This window comes from Rheinheimera baltica DSM 14885 (assembly GCF_000425345.1).
Classification (GTDB): Bacteria; Pseudomonadota; Gammaproteobacteria; order Enterobacterales; family Alteromonadaceae; genus Alishewanella; species Alishewanella baltica.
Genome location: NZ_AUDG01000028.1, coordinates 1 through 16,218 on the forward strand (window position 1 = coordinate 1; position 16,218 = coordinate 16,218).

The window sequence follows — 16,218 nt, forward strand, 5'->3', positions numbered from 1 at the left end:
GTGTTGCTCGCTTACAATTTAATTCGATACAAAATGGTATTGATGGCCAAGTCCCTTAAAAGTGTATTCCCAAACCAACTGAGCTTTAGAGATGCCTCATCGCACATCATCCACAAGCTCACTCTGATGCCAATTTATGCGCCGGGTAATGTGCCCGGATTCATCTTGGAAATAGAAAAAAATGCCAGTCAATTCAAGCTTGAAGGAAAGCGAGAACGCAGTTATCCAAGGACGCTAAAGGTATCGAAAAATCGCTACCCGGTGGCTAAAAGTAAAAATGCCGCTCACCTTAAGTGAACGGCATTAGGCCATGTGCCGGGTTTTTTTATTTGCAATAAGTTACTTTATCTGGGCATCCAGAGATTGGCCATTGACGTCTTTACTGTCGTCACTCATTAAATATAAATATAACCACATTAAATCTGCCGGCGTTTTAAGCAGGCTAACATCTTCCCCAGGGTAAGCACGACTACGCATTTTTGTGCGGGTGGCGCCAGGGTTTATACAATTTACTCTTACTGTCGTATTATCAAACTCATCGGCCATAATTTGCATCAGGCCTTCAGTAGCAAATTTTGATACAGCATAGGGCCCCCAAAACGCTCGCCCTTTGCGCCCAACACCAGACGACGTAAACACAATCGATGCAGACTCTGAACGTTTTAATACGGGGATAAGCGCTTGGCTTATTAACATAGCTGCGGTAACGTTTACCTGCATTATGTCGTTCCAGGTTGGCAGGTCAATATGTTCAAAAGGGCTTAGAACACCAAGTATGCCCGCATTATGCAATACGCCATCAAGTTTACCGAATTCTGCCTGTATTGTTGATGCCATATCGCGGTAATGTTTCGCGGTAGCACCTTTTAAATCCAACGGTATGATAGCTGGTTCTTTGCCGCCTGCGGCGATAATTTCATCGTAGACTGCTGTTAGTTTACTGACGGTCTTTCCTAGCAATATCAATGTAGCACCGTGGCTAGCATAAGTTAATGCTGCCTCTTTGCCAATACCGTCACCGGCTCCGGTAACCAATATTACTTTATCTTTTAGTGCGTCATTAGCTGCTTGATAACTTTGCATAAACCTTAACCTCTTGCCGCAAAAACGGCGCAAGCATACTCGCAATTAGGTCACTTTGCACCTTTCTTAGCGGATTCTGTATTTTTCAGCTAGCGAATTGCTTAGGTTTGAGTTAACTTTAACTGGTCGTAGCTGTTGCAGCTATATGAATAGAATTACCAATAAGCAAAACGAAAATTTGTTTTGCATATAAAAAAGAAAAAATAAGGATAGGGGGAGAAACTATGAACAAGCTGGCACTCAGTGTAGCTGTAACACTCGCACTTGGTTTGACCGGGTGTGGCAGTGAGTCTTTAGATGACATTAAAACCGAAGTCGGTGAAAACACCGTCAAACCGTATTCACGCGTCGTTTTCGATCCGGGTGCCAGTACCCCACGCCTATCAGTACCCAATGATTTGTTGTTCCAGGGCACAATGGATGGCACCTTAACGCTGGATGCTGGCCCAACACCAGACTACACGAACCCTCAGGTTGCGTTAGGTGCACTGGACGGTTGGTCAACCCAAAACCCGTTTACCATGGCAGTTGACCTTGCACCTGGCGCGACGCTGGTTGCAAGTTCAGTACAACAACCAGGTGCAGTGCGTTTGTATGAAATGGTAATGCAAGATCCAGCCTCAGCGGTTGATGAATGTCAGACTCCATTTAGAGGTTTTGCCTGCCAAGCCGTTGCTGAGTTAACCTTTGGCCAGGATTTTGTCACAACAGTGAGTGGCAACAACATTGTTGTTGTTCCTTTAAAACCGCTTAAATCTGCCACAACCTATATGTCGGTGTTAACGTCGCTGATTGAAGATAGCAACGGTCAATCTATCGCTCCTTCAACGTCCTATGAATTGGTAAAACAGGACGATGATGCGCTACCACTTAGCACCCCCTCACAAATTTCATTACAGAAGCTTATTAATAGTTTTGAAGATGCGATTGAAGCTGAAGGGGTTGATCGCGATAGCATCATTTACACTGCAGCCATTACTACTCAATCTACAACGAATGTGCTGGCAACCGTGAAGTCATTGATGGCCGCACCTGGTTCACCGTACGCGCCAACATCTTTTGGTGTGCAAGCCGTTGCACCAGTGTCTATGATCCCTGGTACGCCATTAACCGGTAATCCGTCTTTTGACAATGTAATACTGTATCAAGGCAGTGTTAAGCTACCTTATTATCTTGGCGCTCAAACTGCTGAAGCACCAACGGCGCCGCTAAGCACCCGTTGGATGGCGGCATGTGATAGTGGCGCAATTTTAGCCCAGGCACCTGAAGGTGTTATTCCTGAATCACCGGTGTCAGTAAATGATGGTTTGTGTGCTGCATTATCGCAAGGTCAATTACGCGATTTGGGCTTAGACAGCGCACGTCACCTGACCAAGTTTAATACCATCCCTAAAATTAATTCTTATGAAACTGTTCCGGTTCTTATGACGGCTCCAAATGCACCAACACCGGCTACGGGATGGCCGGTTGTTATGTTGACGCACGGTATAACGTCTTGCAAAGAAAACATGCTGGCGGTTACTGCGGCTTTAACACAACAAGGTTTTGCTACTGTAGCAATGGATCAACCGTTACATGGTGACAGAGGTTTTGCTGGTATTAATGCTTCTGGCTCGGGCTGTGGTATTTCTAACGGCAATGCAACTGTTTACATGAACTTGTCAAACTTGTTGGTGACCCGTGACAATTTGCGCCAAAGCGTTGCAGATATTTTGGCGCTGCGCTTAGCACTTAATAGTGTGCAAGGTATCTCATTGGATATGTCAAATGTGCAGTTGTTGGGTATTTCACTGGGTTCTATAACCGGCACATCTGCTGTAGCTATAGCCAATAGCCCAAGTGGTAATCAGATGTTAGATGCGGCTTATAGCATTAAATCAGCAGCGTTAACTGTACCTGGTGGTGCTGTTGCTAACTTCTTGCTTGAATCTGCAAGTTTTGGTGGCCTGATCAAAGCGAGCGTTATTCTGGGATCGCCGGCACTTCAGCCTGGCTTTGTGCAATATTTAGCAACAGAAGGCACGCCATGCCCCGAGTTAATAGCTAATCCAGCTAGCTTTACTGGCTGCGCGGCGCAGTATGTCGATGCATACGTGGCAAGCCTGCCGGGTGCTAGCAATGGTGCTGCAACGTTAGCAACAATACAAGCGACGCTGGCACAGTTTGCTTTTGCAGCGCAAACGGTAACGGATAGTGGTGATCCTAATAACTACGCACAATTACTGGCTGTAACTGAGACGCCAGTCTACATTGCTGAAGTTATTGGAGATGGCATTAACTCATCTACTTCAGACCGAGTTATCCCAAATCAAACTACAGGTATGCCACTGGGTGGTACTGAGCCTTTAGCACGTTTACTGGGTGCAACAAGCATTGACACGACTGCTGGTCCACAGGCCTTAGCGGGTAATGTTATTGCGCGTTTCACCGCGGGTAGCCATAGTTCTCTGCTAGACCCTTCATCGAGTGTGGCTGCAACAGTGGAAATGCAAACACATGTTGCGTCGTTCTTAGCGAGCAAAGGCACTGCATTAGTAGTTGCAAATCCAGGCGTTTTGGCACCAGCCAATTAATCACGTCAATAAACGTTAAAGCCCGGTTCGCCGGGCTTTTTCTTTTCTGCTAAGGCGATACAATACCGCAAACGAAAATGAAAGGATTGATACGTGGAATTTTTATACGAATACGGGTTGTTTTTTGCCAAGACACTGACGTTTTTTGTTGCCATTGCCATTATTGTTGGGCTTGTTGCCGGTGCAGCCACCGTAAAAGGTAAGCCGAAAAAAGGCCAGTTATCGGTAACCGATTTAACCGAACAATATCAGACAATGGCGGAAGAGTTTCAACAGCAGCTTTTGGGTAAGAAGGCATTTAAGCAATGGCAAAAAGCACAGAGTAAAAATAAAACTAGCGTTAAGCCAAAATTATTTGTTGTTGATTTTAATGGCAGTATGGATGCCCGTGAAGCTGAGTCGTTAAGGGAAGAAGTCACCGCGATACTTGCAGTGGCAACGAAAGAAGATGAAGTGTTATTGCGGTTAGAAAGTGGAGGCGGTGTAGTTCATGGATATGGCCTGGCAGCATCACAATTGGATAGATTACGCCAGCAACAGATTAATCTAACTGTGGCAATAGACAAGGTTGCAGCCAGTGGCGGCTATATGATGGCTTGTATCGGTAATACTATTTTAGCGGCACCTTTTGCTATCGTTGGATCTATTGGTGTGATTGCGCAAATTCCAAATTTTAATAAATTGCTGAAAAAACACGATGTGGATTTCGAACAGTTTACCGCCGGGGAATTTAAACGCACCATTACGTTATTTGGTGAAAATACCAACAAAGGCAGGCAGAAGTTTCAGCAAGAACTGGAAGACACTCATGTGTTGTTTAAACAGTTTGTGCAACAGCACCGGCCTCAGCTTGATATTGATACCGTTGCCACCGGTGAACATTGGTTCGGCCATCAGGCGCTGCCGTTGAACCTGATTGATACTATCCAGACCAGTGATGACTATGTTTTGGCCCAAATGCCGAAGCGACATGTATTTCAGGTTAAATATCAATTACGCAAAGGTTTAGCAGAAAAAGTCGGCATGGGAACAGCGGGTATAGTGTCGCATTGGTGGCAAAAGTTAATTCAACACGCCTGGTTACGATAATGGACGCAACTTTTTGGCATGCTCGGTGGCAGCAAAATGAACTAGGGTTTCAGCTTGAGGCTGCCCATCCTTTGCTGCAGAAATGGTTAGCACATGTTGACTCAGGTAAAGGGCCGGTTTTAGTGCCGTTATGTGGTAAGTCTCCGGATATTCAGTACCTGGCAAATTTTTCTTCAGTTGTTGGCGCTGAGCTGTCACCTATAGCGTGCCGCGATTTTTTTATTGAGCAAAACAGAGCGTTCACCCAAACCCAAGTTGGTGATTTTAACTGTTTTCAAGGTGATGCTATTACTTTATGGCAAGGAGATTTTTTCGCGTTAACGCCACAACACACTGCAGGTTGTAGTTTTGTTTATGACCGCGCTGCACTTATAGCGTTGCCTGAAACCATGCGGCAGCAATACGCTAGGAAATTACAGCAGTTGCTACCTGGTGGCAGTAGAATTTTATTAATTACCGTTGAATATCCGCAGCATGAGAAGCAAGGGCCTCCATTTAGTGTGTATCGAGAAGAGTTGCATACACTATTTCAAACCGCTGATATTGAAGTGTTGGAGAAACTAAATATTACGGGTAAAGGTTTTGCCAGGCGCAGATTCGATACCACAACATTATTTGAAGTCGCCTACTGCATTACGCTGCCTTAATAGCAGCGTAATATCTGATAGGGCGTGTTATCGCAGGTGGTGGAAGTCTACGTCTTCTTCTTTACATCCTGCATTTTCATCATCAAATACGGTTTGATCAAAAGCGCCTTCGCTTTTACCAACGATACACGACACCATGGCGTCGCCTGTTACATTTACTGCAGTGCGAGTCATGTCTAACAAGCGGTCTACACCAATAATTAACGCTATACCCTCTACCGGTAAGCCAACTTGCTGCAATACCATCGCCAGCATTATAAGGCCAACCCCGGGCACACCCGCAGTGCCTACTGAGGCTAATGTCGCTGTTAAGACCACCATAAGATAATCTGTTAAGGTTAAATCTACGCCAAAAACCTGAGCAATAAACACCGTTGCAACACCTTGCATAATGGCAGTGCCATCCATGTTAATGGTAGCGCCAAGCGGTACGGTGAAGGATGCAATGCTATTTTTTACCCCCAATTTTTTCGTCACAGTTTCCATTGTCACCGGCATAGTTGCATTACTGCTTGACGTACTAAAACCAAATAAGGCGGCATCCTGCATTTTTCGGAAAAAAATCATAGGGTTTAGGCCCGACAGCAATTTTAAGATAATGGCATAGCTCACCACACCATGTATCAGCAACACCGCCATTACAACACCAAAATATTTTGCCAAGCTCGCAATCGTTTCAAGCCCCAAGGTGGTAAAGAGTTTCGCCATCAGGAAAAACACACCATAAGGTGCCAAATTCATTAGTAACGTCACCAATTTCATGATGACATCACTAAGGTCGGAAAACACACTAGCAAGCCTTTCACCGGCTTTGCCACTCATTGCCATGGCAAGGCCAAAAAGTACCGCAAAAACGATAATTTGTAGCATGTTGCCTTTGGCCATAGAGTCTATAGGGTTACTGGGGAAAATATTGATAAACACTTGTGATAATGCCGGGGCTTCGTTTGGATTAAACGTCGCGTCCGACTGCATTTGCACACCATCGCCCGGACTAATTAACAAAGCGGCAAAAATGGCCAAACTTATTGCTATCGCGGTGGTAACCAAATACAAGGCAATGGTTTTGCCCCCAAGCCGGCCAAGCGCCGAGGTGTCTGAAAGCGAACAGGTTCCGCACACCAAAGAGACAAATACTAATGGCACAACCAGCATTTTTAAGCTTGCGATGAAAATTTCTCCACCAATGTGAAAAAATCCGTCAACAAAAAGTGCTTTTAATGCTATGTCCATACCGAGTATATGCAGTATGCGATCGTCTTGTCCTGCCAGCAGTAATTTAAAAACAAAACCAACCGCTATACCCGCAACCATGCCAATTACAATGCGTGCAGTTAATCCCAGCTTTTTTTTATTTGTCATAAAATTCGAATAATATTATGTTCCTAATGGCGCTAAGCCTAACAGGTTGAACATGCGAAAGGCATATTTAGACAAATTTTTTTTCAAAATAGCTGTAACGTTTGTAAGATTAATGGTTTAAGATACAGAATTAACAAAAACTATATAATAAATACAGCTAGGGAGAGTTTTCATGCGAAACATCCAGCAATTTCTCATTGCATTAATGGTGATATCATTGGCTGCTTGCAGTGGTGGTGGCACATTAGATACAGGTGGCACAGGTGGTGGGGGTAATACGCCTGTCTATACCTTGAGTGTTAATTTATCAGATGCCGGTGGTGCTGAGTCAACTGCGTTGTCGCAGGACACGCCATTAACGGCAACGGTAACGCTAACGGCAACAAATAGTGGTGTCGTTGCTAATAAATTGATTGCATTTACCTTGAATGATACCGACCTGGCTAGCTTTGCTAATGCTGCAGGCACGGCGTTAACAAATGCAAATGGCGTAGCGACGATTGGCTTGCTAGTGGGTAATAAAAGCGGTGCGGGCACGGTAACAGCAAGTTACGACAACGCTACCATCAGCGCAGGCTTTAACTCCGCCGGTGATGGCGGTGATACTGTAGACGTGGAGGTGGGGTCAGTCTCTCTTATTGCCGATACTCTGCTGCTTGGTTCTGGCGCGGGTTCTGCGGTAGAGCTAAGCGCCCTGGTACGCGATACAAATAATGTGGTGCTGACAAATATCCCCGTGGTGTTCTCTTCTGACTCTGGTGAAATTGTTCAAATTGATCCTGTAACCGGAGCAAATGGTGTTGCTAAAGCCACTTTAAACACACAAACCAATAAAAATATTCGCGACATCATGGTTACTGCTCGAGTGCAACAGCAAAGCTCGACGTTAACCGTGTCGGTTGTTGGTACCACAGTTGACATCGCGGCACCTTCGTCGGTCGTGTTAGGCGATACTACTTCTGTCGATGTATTTTTGACCGATTCAAATGACTCTGGCATTCAGGGGCAAGAGGTTGTAATCGTTTCATCACTTGGAAATACTGTTAGCGATACCTCCCCGGTAACAGCCGGTTCTGCGGGTAAAGCAACTTTTTCTTACACTGCTGTGAATAGTGGTGTTGATACTCTTTCTGTAACAGCCTTGGGCAGCGCGAGTTCAGCAAATATAAATATTAGTGCTGATGCTTTCGCTTTCACTGAGGCCAGTGACGAGGGCGATAAAGTGCTCGAGGTTAACCTCGATACACCACAGGTACTTAACGTCGAGTGGTTAGTAAATAACACGCCTAATGTTGGTGAGATGGTCACGTTTAATACTACTCGTGGCGAGATAGCCGATTCTGCTATTAATTTAAACGGAGCTGTAACCTCGCAAAATGTTACTGATATAGATGGAAAGGCTCAGGCCGTTGTTCGCTCTCAGTTTGCGGGGTTGTCAACAATCAGCGCAGCGGGTGGCGATGGCAACGATGCAGTTAGCGCGAAGAAACTGATTGAGTTTGTTGCAGTTAACCCAAGCAAAATGGAAGCCCAGGCATTTCCTGCTCAAATAGGTGCGGGGGAAACCAGTGCCATACGTGCGATAGTGCGCGATGAGGAAAATAACCCGGTTAAAAACCAAACCGTGGTGTTTTCGCTGGATAATTCTGCCGGTGGCTCGATTAGTACCGGTACTGCGGTTACCAATTCACAGGGTATCGCTTCTACCGTGTTTACCGCAGATACGAGTACTGGCGGTGGTATAGAAGGAGAAAACCTGGTTATCAGAGCCGCATTGCAAAATAACAATGCAATCTTTGATGAAACAGATATTGCTGTTGGTAAAAGGACCTTGTTCTTCCGTTTCGGCACAGGCAATGAGATTACCAAGCCTTCTCCTAGCACTTATGCTAAAGAGTTTTCAATAATCGTTACGGATAGCTCTGGCAACCCTGTAGCTAATCAGGAACTTAACGTTGCAGTTGTTTCTTTGGGTTACAGCAAGGGTTTTTGGGTCGAATCACCGCCAGCGCCTGAGGCGTTTAAACGATGGGTTACATCAGGTACTTTGCCTCCTGCTGCGAGGACTTCTCCGAAATATTGTGAAAGCGAGGATGCGAACTTTAACGGTATCCTTGATGAAGGCGAGGATGTAAATATTGATGGCCAACTTACGCCTGGCAATGTGGCCGTTGTTCAAAGAACAGTGATGTCAGATGATAGTGGTATCGCAACGTTCAGTGTGACATACCCTCAGGACGTTGGAGGTTGGTTAGACGTACGGCTACAAATTTCTGGATTGGCTTCTGGAACAGAAAACGTTTCACATCGAGACTACGGTTTACCTGTTTCTTCTGAAGATGTAACCAGAGAAAACTCTCCACCGCCAAGCAATCCTTTTGGTGTTAGTCAGGTTTGCTCTGACAAGTGGTAAGCATGGTGCATTAAAAAAGTAAGGGAGCCAGAGGCTCCCTTAATTTTTACTTGCGAATATTAATCTTGCTGGAATTGATACACTGAACCCAGTTGTAATATCTGCGTTAGTTCATCAAGTGCGGTACGAGACTCTAGCAATAATTGCGGATCGACCAAATCAGCTTCGCTTAGTTGATCGCGGTAATGCTTATCAACCCACTGGTTTAATGTGGCGAATAAACTCTCGTTCATTAACACATGTTGATTAAGCGCTTGCTTTTCGCCTTCGCTCATTGCAACCCGCAACCGCAGACATGCCGGGCCGCCGCCATTTTGCATACTCTGTTTTACATCGTAGTAATGCACATGCTTAATCGGCGTATTACGCTGGGTAAGCTCTGTTAAGTAAGCTGAAACCGCTGGGTTATCCTGGCTTTCTGTCGGTGCAATAATTGCCATTTCGCCATTTGGTAGCGTAATAACCTGTGTATTAAACAGATACGTTTTAACGGCTTGCTCAACAGTAACTTCCGAGTCTTTCACTTCAATAAGGTGTAGTTCGGCGTCGTTGCCAAATTTACGTTGCAGTTCTGCCAGTTTATGCTGCGTATCAACAAAAGCTTGCTGATGATAAAACAGCACGTTTTGGTTACCTACGGCAATAACGTCGTTGTGAAACACACCTTGATCTATAACATCGGGGTTCTGCTGAATATAAACCACATGCTCATCACTTAAACCATGTAAGCGGGCAACCGCTTCACATGCTTCAAGTGTGTGGCGGGCAGGGTAGCGTTTAGGTATTGGTTTGCTGCTGTCAAATGCATATCGTCCAAACACAAACAGTTCTACGCCTTGTTTGCCGTAGGCACTGCAAAGTCTGGTATGATTGGCTGCGCCTTCATCACCGAAGTGATCATTGTCCGGTAAATGTGTATGATGCGCAAAATGTTTAGGGTCACGGAACATAGCCTGCAAAATTTTGCCGGTAGTGACAGGCTCTAATGAGCGGTGGAATTTGTTGGTTAAATTAGCTGGTGTAAAGTGTATTTTGCCATCTGCAGTGTCTGCACTGGGTGAAATAGTGGCAGCATTGGCTGTCCACATGCTTGATGCAGAGCACACAGCTTTAAACACAGCAGGCGCCTGTTTGGCGGCTTTTTCTATAACCTGGGCGTCTGTGCCGGTAAAGCCCAGACGACGCAGTGTATAGACATCAGGGCGTTCTTGTGGTGCTAATACCCCTTGAACCAAGCCCAAATCGTGTAAGGCTTTCATTTTACTTAAGCCTTGCTTAGCCGCTTGTCTGGGGCTTGAGCTATTTTTGGCATTAGAAAGTGAGGCAACATTGCCGATAGATAAACCGGCATAGTTGTGGGTTGGCCCTACCAGGCCATCGAAGTTTGCTTCAAAAAATTTCATATTTGCTTTATATCCTTTATTTGGAATGGGCACTGTTTTTATTATTTTTGCGGCCGCTTAGGATGCTTCATTTGTTTTGGCGAACGTTTCGCCAGACAGCTCTTAATTTGAGCTGGTTTGCATAATAATGAGTTTATTCACTTGTCACAACTGCGGTTTGCGGATATATGTTAAAAAAGCAGCATTGTTGGCATGCACTGAAAAGATAGGGACCACAGGATTAAGATGGCGAAATCACTGGTTATAGTCGAATCACCGGCAAAAGCGAAAACGATTAACAAGTATTTGGGTAAAGACTTTATCGTCAAATCGAGTGTTGGTCATATTCGTGATTTGCCTACGAGTAGTAGCAAAGAAAAATCAACGGATAAAAAAACGCTGAGTAAAGAAGAAAAAGCCTACCAGGCGTTGGTAGACCGTATGGGTATCGATCCGGAAAATGGCTGGAAAGCACGTTACGAAATTTTGCCCGGTAAAGAAAAAGTGGTGAAAGAGCTCAAAGCACTTGCCGAAAAAGCCGATACCGTATATCTGGCAACGGACTTAGACCGAGAGGGAGAAGCTATTGCCTGGCATTTGCAGCAGATTATCGGGGGCGAAGAGCAGAAATTTAAACGTGTGGTATTTAATGAAATTACCAAAAATGCCATTCAAAGTGCGTTTAACGAACCTGGTGAGGTTAATGTCGCTCGGGTAAATGCACAGCAAGCCAGACGGTTTTTAGATCGCGTCGTCGGTTTTATGGTGTCCCCTTTACTTTGGAAAAAAGTGGCTCGCGGCTTGTCCGCCGGGCGCGTGCAATCTGTAGCCGTGCGTTTAGTGGTCGAACGCGAGCGTGAGATTAAAGCCTTTGTCCCGGAAGAATACTGGACGGTGGCAGCAGATACTTTAACTGCGGCAAAACAGGCATTGCAATTAGATGTGACCAAGCAACAGGGCAAAGCCTTTAAGCCCGTTAATAAAGCGGAAGCAGATGCCGCATTAGCCACCTTGAATACTGCTGGATACAAGGTGCTGGAGCGCGAAGATAAACCCAGTAGCAGCAAACCGCAAGCGCCGTTTATTACCTCTACTTTGCAACAAGCCGCCAGCACAAGGCTAGGCTATGGTGTTAAGAAAACCATGATGCTGGCTCAACGTCTATACGAAGCCGGTCACATCACCTATATGCGAACCGACTCAACGAATTTAAGTGCAGATGCGGTTAACGCGTGTCGTGACTATATCGTTGAGCAGTTTGGTAATAAGTACCTGCCCGAGCAACCGCTAAGCTATGGCAGCAAAGCCAACGCACAAGAAGCGCATGAAGCGATACGGCCTTCAGATGTCGATGTGTTAGCAGGTAGCCTGGCTGATATGGAGGCTGATGCACGCAAGCTGTATGAATTGATTTGGCGTCAGTTTGTCGCGTGTCAGATGCCACCCGCATTGTATGACGTCACTAATATTATCGTGCAAGCGGCAGAATTTGAATTAAAAGCCAAAGGGCGGGTATTACGTTTTGATGGTTGGACTAAAGTACAGCCAGCCGTTAAGCGCAAAGACGAAGAAGATAGCCTGTTGCCAGATGTAAAGTCTGGCGACATGCTGCAGCTGGAGCAATTACTCAGCGCTCAGCATTTTACCAAGCCAACCGCGCGCTTTAGCGAAGCCAGTTTAGTTAAAGAGCTGGAGAAGCGCGGTATTGGCAGGCCATCTACGTATGCGTCAATCATTTCTACTATTCAAGACCGGGGTTATGTGCGGGTTGAGAATAAGCGCTTTTATGCGGAAAAAATGGGCGAGATTGTTACAGACAGATTAGTTGAAAATTTTAACGACTTAATGAACTACGATTTTACCGCCAATATGGAGCTGAAGTTGGATGATATAGCCAACGCCCAGGCGCAGTGGCGCAAAGAGCTTGATAGTTTTTACGGTGATTTCTCGCAAAAGTTGAAAACGGCTGAGAACGATCCTGAACAAGGTGGCATGCGTTTAAATCAAGTTGTTATTACTGATATCGTTTGTCCAACATGTGGCCGAGCCATGGGTATTCGTACTGCGTCAACCGGGGTGTTTCTCGGGTGCTCTGGTTACAATCTTCCGCCTAAAGAACGTTGTACTACCACGATGAATTTAGTGTCAGGCGATGAAGCGGTTAAGGTTGTTGACGATGAGGAAATGGAAACTGAAGCATTACGGCAGAAAAAGCGTTGTGCCAAGTGCGGAACCGCAATGGACAGCTATTTAATTGATGAGCAGCGCAAATTGCATGTTTGTGGGAATAACCCGGCTTGTGATGGCTTTGATGTTGAGCAGGGCAGTTTCAAGATTAAAGGCTACGATGGCCCGCTAATTGAGTGTGATAAATGCGGTTCAGATATGCAATTAAAGTCAGGCCGATTCGGTAAGTACTTTGGTTGCACCAATTCGGAGTGTAAAAATACCCGTAAGCTGTTACGCAGTGGAGAAGCCGCGCCACCAAAAGAAGATCCGGTGCATTTGCCTGAACTTAAGTGTGAAAAATCTGACGCTTATTTTGTGCTGCGCGATGGGGCGGCAGGTTTATTCCTTGCCGCGTCTACGTTTCCTAAATCACGTGAAACCCGGGCTCCATTGGTTGCTGAACTGGCTCAATTTCGTGAACGTTTATCACCGAAGTTTTATTATTTAGCCGATGCCCCGGTAAAAGATCCGGATGGAAATCCGGCGATAGTGCGTTGGAGCCGTAAGACGAAACAACAATATGTCATGTCTGAGCGAGACGGCAAAGCAAGTGGCTGGTCAGCGTGGTTTGAGAATGGCAAATGGGTTGTAACGAAAAGCTAGTGTGTTAATGACTAAAAAGGGGTTGCCACTGCAACCCCTTTTTTAATTGTGCTTTTATAGATTAAACGGTTGTTACCATTTGCGTTTTGGTGCAAATAACTCGTCCAGATCTTTGTTTTCTTTTTCTTCTTTCTTTTCGCGATCCCGCATATTGCCTTCTTTAAGCTCACTGGCTATATCTTGTAAGGTTTGTATTACTTCTGACTTTCGCGTTGTAGAATAGTCATCTTGATGTGGTGTGTTACTCAGTGCAGTAAGCGCTTTTTCATAATATTGTCTTGCTGACCCTAGCATGTTGTTTGTTCTGGCCTGGCTACCGCGTTTTATCTGGCTTTCTACGTTTATTTTAAGCTGTAAGATTTCCAGGCGCTTGTCTTCCTGTATCACCATTTGCGTATCAACATTGCCTCGGGCGTGCTCTGCGCGCAGTACTGTACGTAGTTTTTTAATGCCTTTAATCATGCCAATTAGCTGTTGATCATTATCCGGCAAGGCTACTGCATCCATATTGCCACTTGTATCTGAACTCGCATCGGCAAGACGCTTTTCAGTTTCTTCTAGTCGCTGCTTAATGTCTCTGGCGCCATTCTCCAATTCAACCATCGCTTTTAACGTTAATGCTGTTCGCTTTAGCAACATTTGACTAATACCTGGAGACATTGGCACGTTTGCCGAATTCACAAGAAGCTCTTCAGTGTCTTCTAGTATTGTCCGAAGCTTACTAAATTCTGCTCGTCTTAAGGTTGCCAAACGCTCTTTATGTTGTTGAATAGTATTGACTATTACAGCAATAACGACCAGTGCAATTACCAGTGTTATTATCAAGGTTAACAGCATCTAAACCTCATTCCAGACTCAGTTTTATCATCATATTAATCACAAAACAGGTTAAATAACAGCTGTCCTCTTGTTTCAAGGTAAGATCAACTGAAATACGCCACCACCTAGTTTGCCACCGTTGTTTAAGTTTACAGCCCCTTGACTACCTTTGTTAGAATGCGCAGCTGCAATGAGTTTAGCAAAAAATATACCAAGACCGGTATGATTGTTCGCAAAGTCGGGCGTGCTCATGTTGACAGTACTTTGGTTCATCATCAAGTCAGGAAAACCGGGCCCGTCATCATGTACTTCAATGACTAACTGGTTTTCTTGAGCTGTTATCTTTAGCAATACTGTCGTTTGGCAGTATCGCAACGCGTTTGATACGGCGTCGTTTAACAAGTTTATGATAAGGTCATAGTCAAAAAACCATCGCAACTCGTCACGTTGTTCTATCTCCATCCGCAGTTTACGTTGTTCAATATAGAACTGATTTTTTAGTAGTACTTCTTCAGTAACGTCGCATAAATAGTGCTCGTCTATTTGAACGGGAAATTGATTGCGTTCAAGCCGATACAGCGCCAACAACTGTAACAGATTTGAATTTAACCGATTGGCCTCGTAATTTAAACGCGCTAACTCCTCTCTGGCACTGTCTGATAGCTGGTGGCTTTCTTGCTGAATAAGCTCTGAGGATTGAATCAGCATACATAATGAATTTTTCATATCGTGCACGGCGGATGCCAGCACTGACGCGAAGTCTATCGCGGGAGTTATTTTGCTCATCTCAATTTAACCCTCAAGGCTTTAGCCACAGCAAGTTTGTAGGATACATGTTGTTTTTAGTTACCATTAGTTATAGTAACCGGCAAATTAAATATTAGTTGGAATATCCTGCCATATATGTATATTGAGCAATGATATGCCATTACCGGACTTGTGACACATGAAATTGCAGCAGTTGCGTTATATTGTTGAAGTACTGAACCATAATCTGAATGTCTCTTCTACCGCAGAAAGTCTGTTTACCTCGCAACCGGGTATCAGTAAGCAAGTCCGTATGTTGGAAGATGAATTAGGTATTCAGGTATTTGGCCGCAGTGGCAAGCATTTAACTCATGTGACACCGGCCGGCCGTGATGTGATAGACATTGCTCAGCAAATTTTGGCAAAAGTAGAAAGTATTAAAGCCGTCGCAAAAGAACATACGTTACCTGATCAAGGCAAGTTGAATATTGCGACTACCCATACTCAGGCACGCTACGCTCTGCCTCCAGTGATTAGCGGCTTTATGCAAAAATACCCTAAAGTGTCTCTTCATATGCATCAAGGCACTCCACAGCAAATCTCTGAAGCTGCATCACGCGGTGAAGCTGATTTTGCTATAGCAACTGAAGCACTGCATTTATACAACGATTTAGTCATGTTGCCATGTTATCACTGGAACCGTAGCGTTATTGTTCGAAAAGACCACCCGCTGGTGCAATTGGCTAGAAAAGTTACTGTGGAGGATGTTGCTCAACACCCTATAGTTACTTATGTATTCGGTTTTACCGGGCGCTCAGAGCTAGACCGGGCCTTTGCGGCTAAAGGCTTGGAGCCTAAAATTGTGTTCACAGCGACAGATGCGGACGTGATTAAAACCTACGTACGATTAGGTCTGGGAGTGGGGGTTATTGCCTCAATGGCTATGGACAAAGAACTTGATAAAGATTTGGTTGCTATAGACGCAAGTCACTTATTTGATGCCTCTACGACGAAAATTGGCTTTCGCAAAGGCGCATTTTTACGTACTTATATGTATGATTTTATAGAGCGATTTGCCCCGCACCTGACAAAAGATGTCGTAGAAAAAGCAAATTTACTGCGTAACCAAGAAGAAATCGATCGTATGTTTTCCCGCTTCGACTTACCCGTACGCTAAACCAGTAAAAGCCCTTATTACTTTGATTGTAATTGGCTTTGAACTTTCAAATGTAAATGCTATTGCAAATGGTAATTATTCTCAGTAAGATGCT

General features: G+C 44.9%; 11 protein-coding genes and 1 pseudogene. 7 read left to right on the plus strand and 5 right to left on the minus strand.

The window, feature by feature from the left end; all coding sequences use genetic code 11:
* A pseudogene (locus H595_RS22065) lies at positions 1-297 on the plus strand (IS4 family transposase); the annotation flags it as partial.
* A gap of 42 nt (positions 298-339) precedes the next feature.
* Here the strand turns inward: H595_RS22065 and H595_RS0110735 are convergent.
* Positions 340-1,083, minus strand: coding sequence for a YciK family oxidoreductase (locus H595_RS0110735; RefSeq protein WP_027671226.1), 744 nt, complete (start codon positions 1,081-1,083; stop codon positions 340-342).
* A 224-nt stretch (positions 1,084-1,307) separates the two neighbouring features.
* Between H595_RS0110735 and H595_RS0110740 the strand changes: the two genes are divergently transcribed.
* The 3 genes from H595_RS0110740 to H595_RS0110750 all read left to right on the plus strand — a co-directional run bounded on the left by H595_RS0110740 (position 1,308) and on the right by H595_RS0110750 (position 5,392).
* On the plus strand, positions 1,308-3,656 hold the full coding sequence (locus H595_RS0110740) for a VolA/Pla-1 family phospholipase (protein ID WP_027671227.1): 2,349 nt from the start codon (positions 1,308-1,310) through the stop codon (positions 3,654-3,656).
* Positions 3,657-3,749: 93 nt separating this feature from the next.
* The gene (gene sohB, locus H595_RS0110745; RefSeq protein ID WP_027671228.1) at positions 3,750-4,745 is read left to right on the plus strand and encodes a protease SohB; all 996 of its coding nucleotides are present in this window, start codon (positions 3,750-3,752) and stop codon (positions 4,743-4,745) included.
* Positions 4,745-5,392 (plus strand): thiopurine S-methyltransferase, encoded by a 648-nt coding sequence (locus H595_RS0110750; RefSeq protein ID WP_037054458.1) that lies wholly within the window; start codon positions 4,745-4,747, stop codon positions 5,390-5,392. Before sohB ends, H595_RS0110750 begins: the two co-directional genes overlap by 1 nt.
* A gap of 27 nt (positions 5,393-5,419) precedes the next feature.
* Here the strand turns inward: H595_RS0110750 and H595_RS0110755 are convergent, their stop codons facing one another.
* Positions 5,420-6,754 (minus strand): dicarboxylate/amino acid:cation symporter, encoded by a 1,335-nt coding sequence (locus H595_RS0110755; protein WP_027671230.1) that lies wholly within the window; start codon positions 6,752-6,754, stop codon positions 5,420-5,422.
* Positions 6,755-6,926: 172 nt separating this feature from the next.
* Here H595_RS0110755 and H595_RS0110760 point away from each other — a divergent pair, with 172 nt between their 5' ends.
* Entirely contained in the window at positions 6,927-9,167 is a 2,241-nt protein-coding gene (locus H595_RS0110760; protein WP_027671231.1) for an Ig-like domain-containing protein, read from the plus strand.
* 59 nt (positions 9,168-9,226) lie between these two features.
* Here H595_RS0110760 and astB read toward each other — a convergent pair whose 3' ends face one another.
* Positions 9,227-10,570 carry an N-succinylarginine dihydrolase gene (gene astB, locus H595_RS0110765; RefSeq protein ID WP_027671232.1) on the minus strand — a complete coding sequence of 448 codons (1,344 nt, stop codon included), beginning with the start codon at positions 10,568-10,570 and terminating at the stop codon, positions 9,227-9,229.
* 225 nt (positions 10,571-10,795) lie between these two features.
* On the opposite strand from astB, the gene topA reads away from it, so the two are divergent.
* A complete protein-coding gene (gene topA, locus H595_RS0110770; protein WP_027671233.1) occupies positions 10,796-13,381 on the plus strand; it encodes a type I DNA topoisomerase in 2,586 nt (861 codons plus the stop codon).
* Positions 13,382-13,453: 72 nt separating this feature from the next.
* Here topA and H595_RS0110775 read toward each other — a convergent pair whose 3' ends face one another.
* Positions 13,454-14,218 carry a hypothetical protein gene (locus H595_RS0110775; protein WP_027671234.1) on the minus strand — a complete coding sequence of 255 codons (765 nt, stop codon included), beginning with the start codon at positions 14,216-14,218 and terminating at the stop codon, positions 13,454-13,456.
* A gap of 75 nt (positions 14,219-14,293) precedes the next feature.
* Positions 14,294-14,986: a sensor histidine kinase gene (locus tag H595_RS0110780; protein WP_027671235.1), complete on the minus strand. Its 693-nt coding sequence runs from the start codon at positions 14,984-14,986 to the stop codon at positions 14,294-14,296.
* A 160-nt stretch (positions 14,987-15,146) separates the two neighbouring features.
* Here H595_RS0110780 and cysB point away from each other — a divergent pair, with 160 nt between their 5' ends.
* Complete coding sequence (cysB, locus tag H595_RS0110785; protein WP_027671236.1) at positions 15,147-16,124, plus strand: HTH-type transcriptional regulator CysB; 978 nt, start codon at positions 15,147-15,149, stop codon at positions 16,122-16,124.
* The last annotated feature ends 94 nt before the right edge of the window (positions 16,125-16,218 follow it).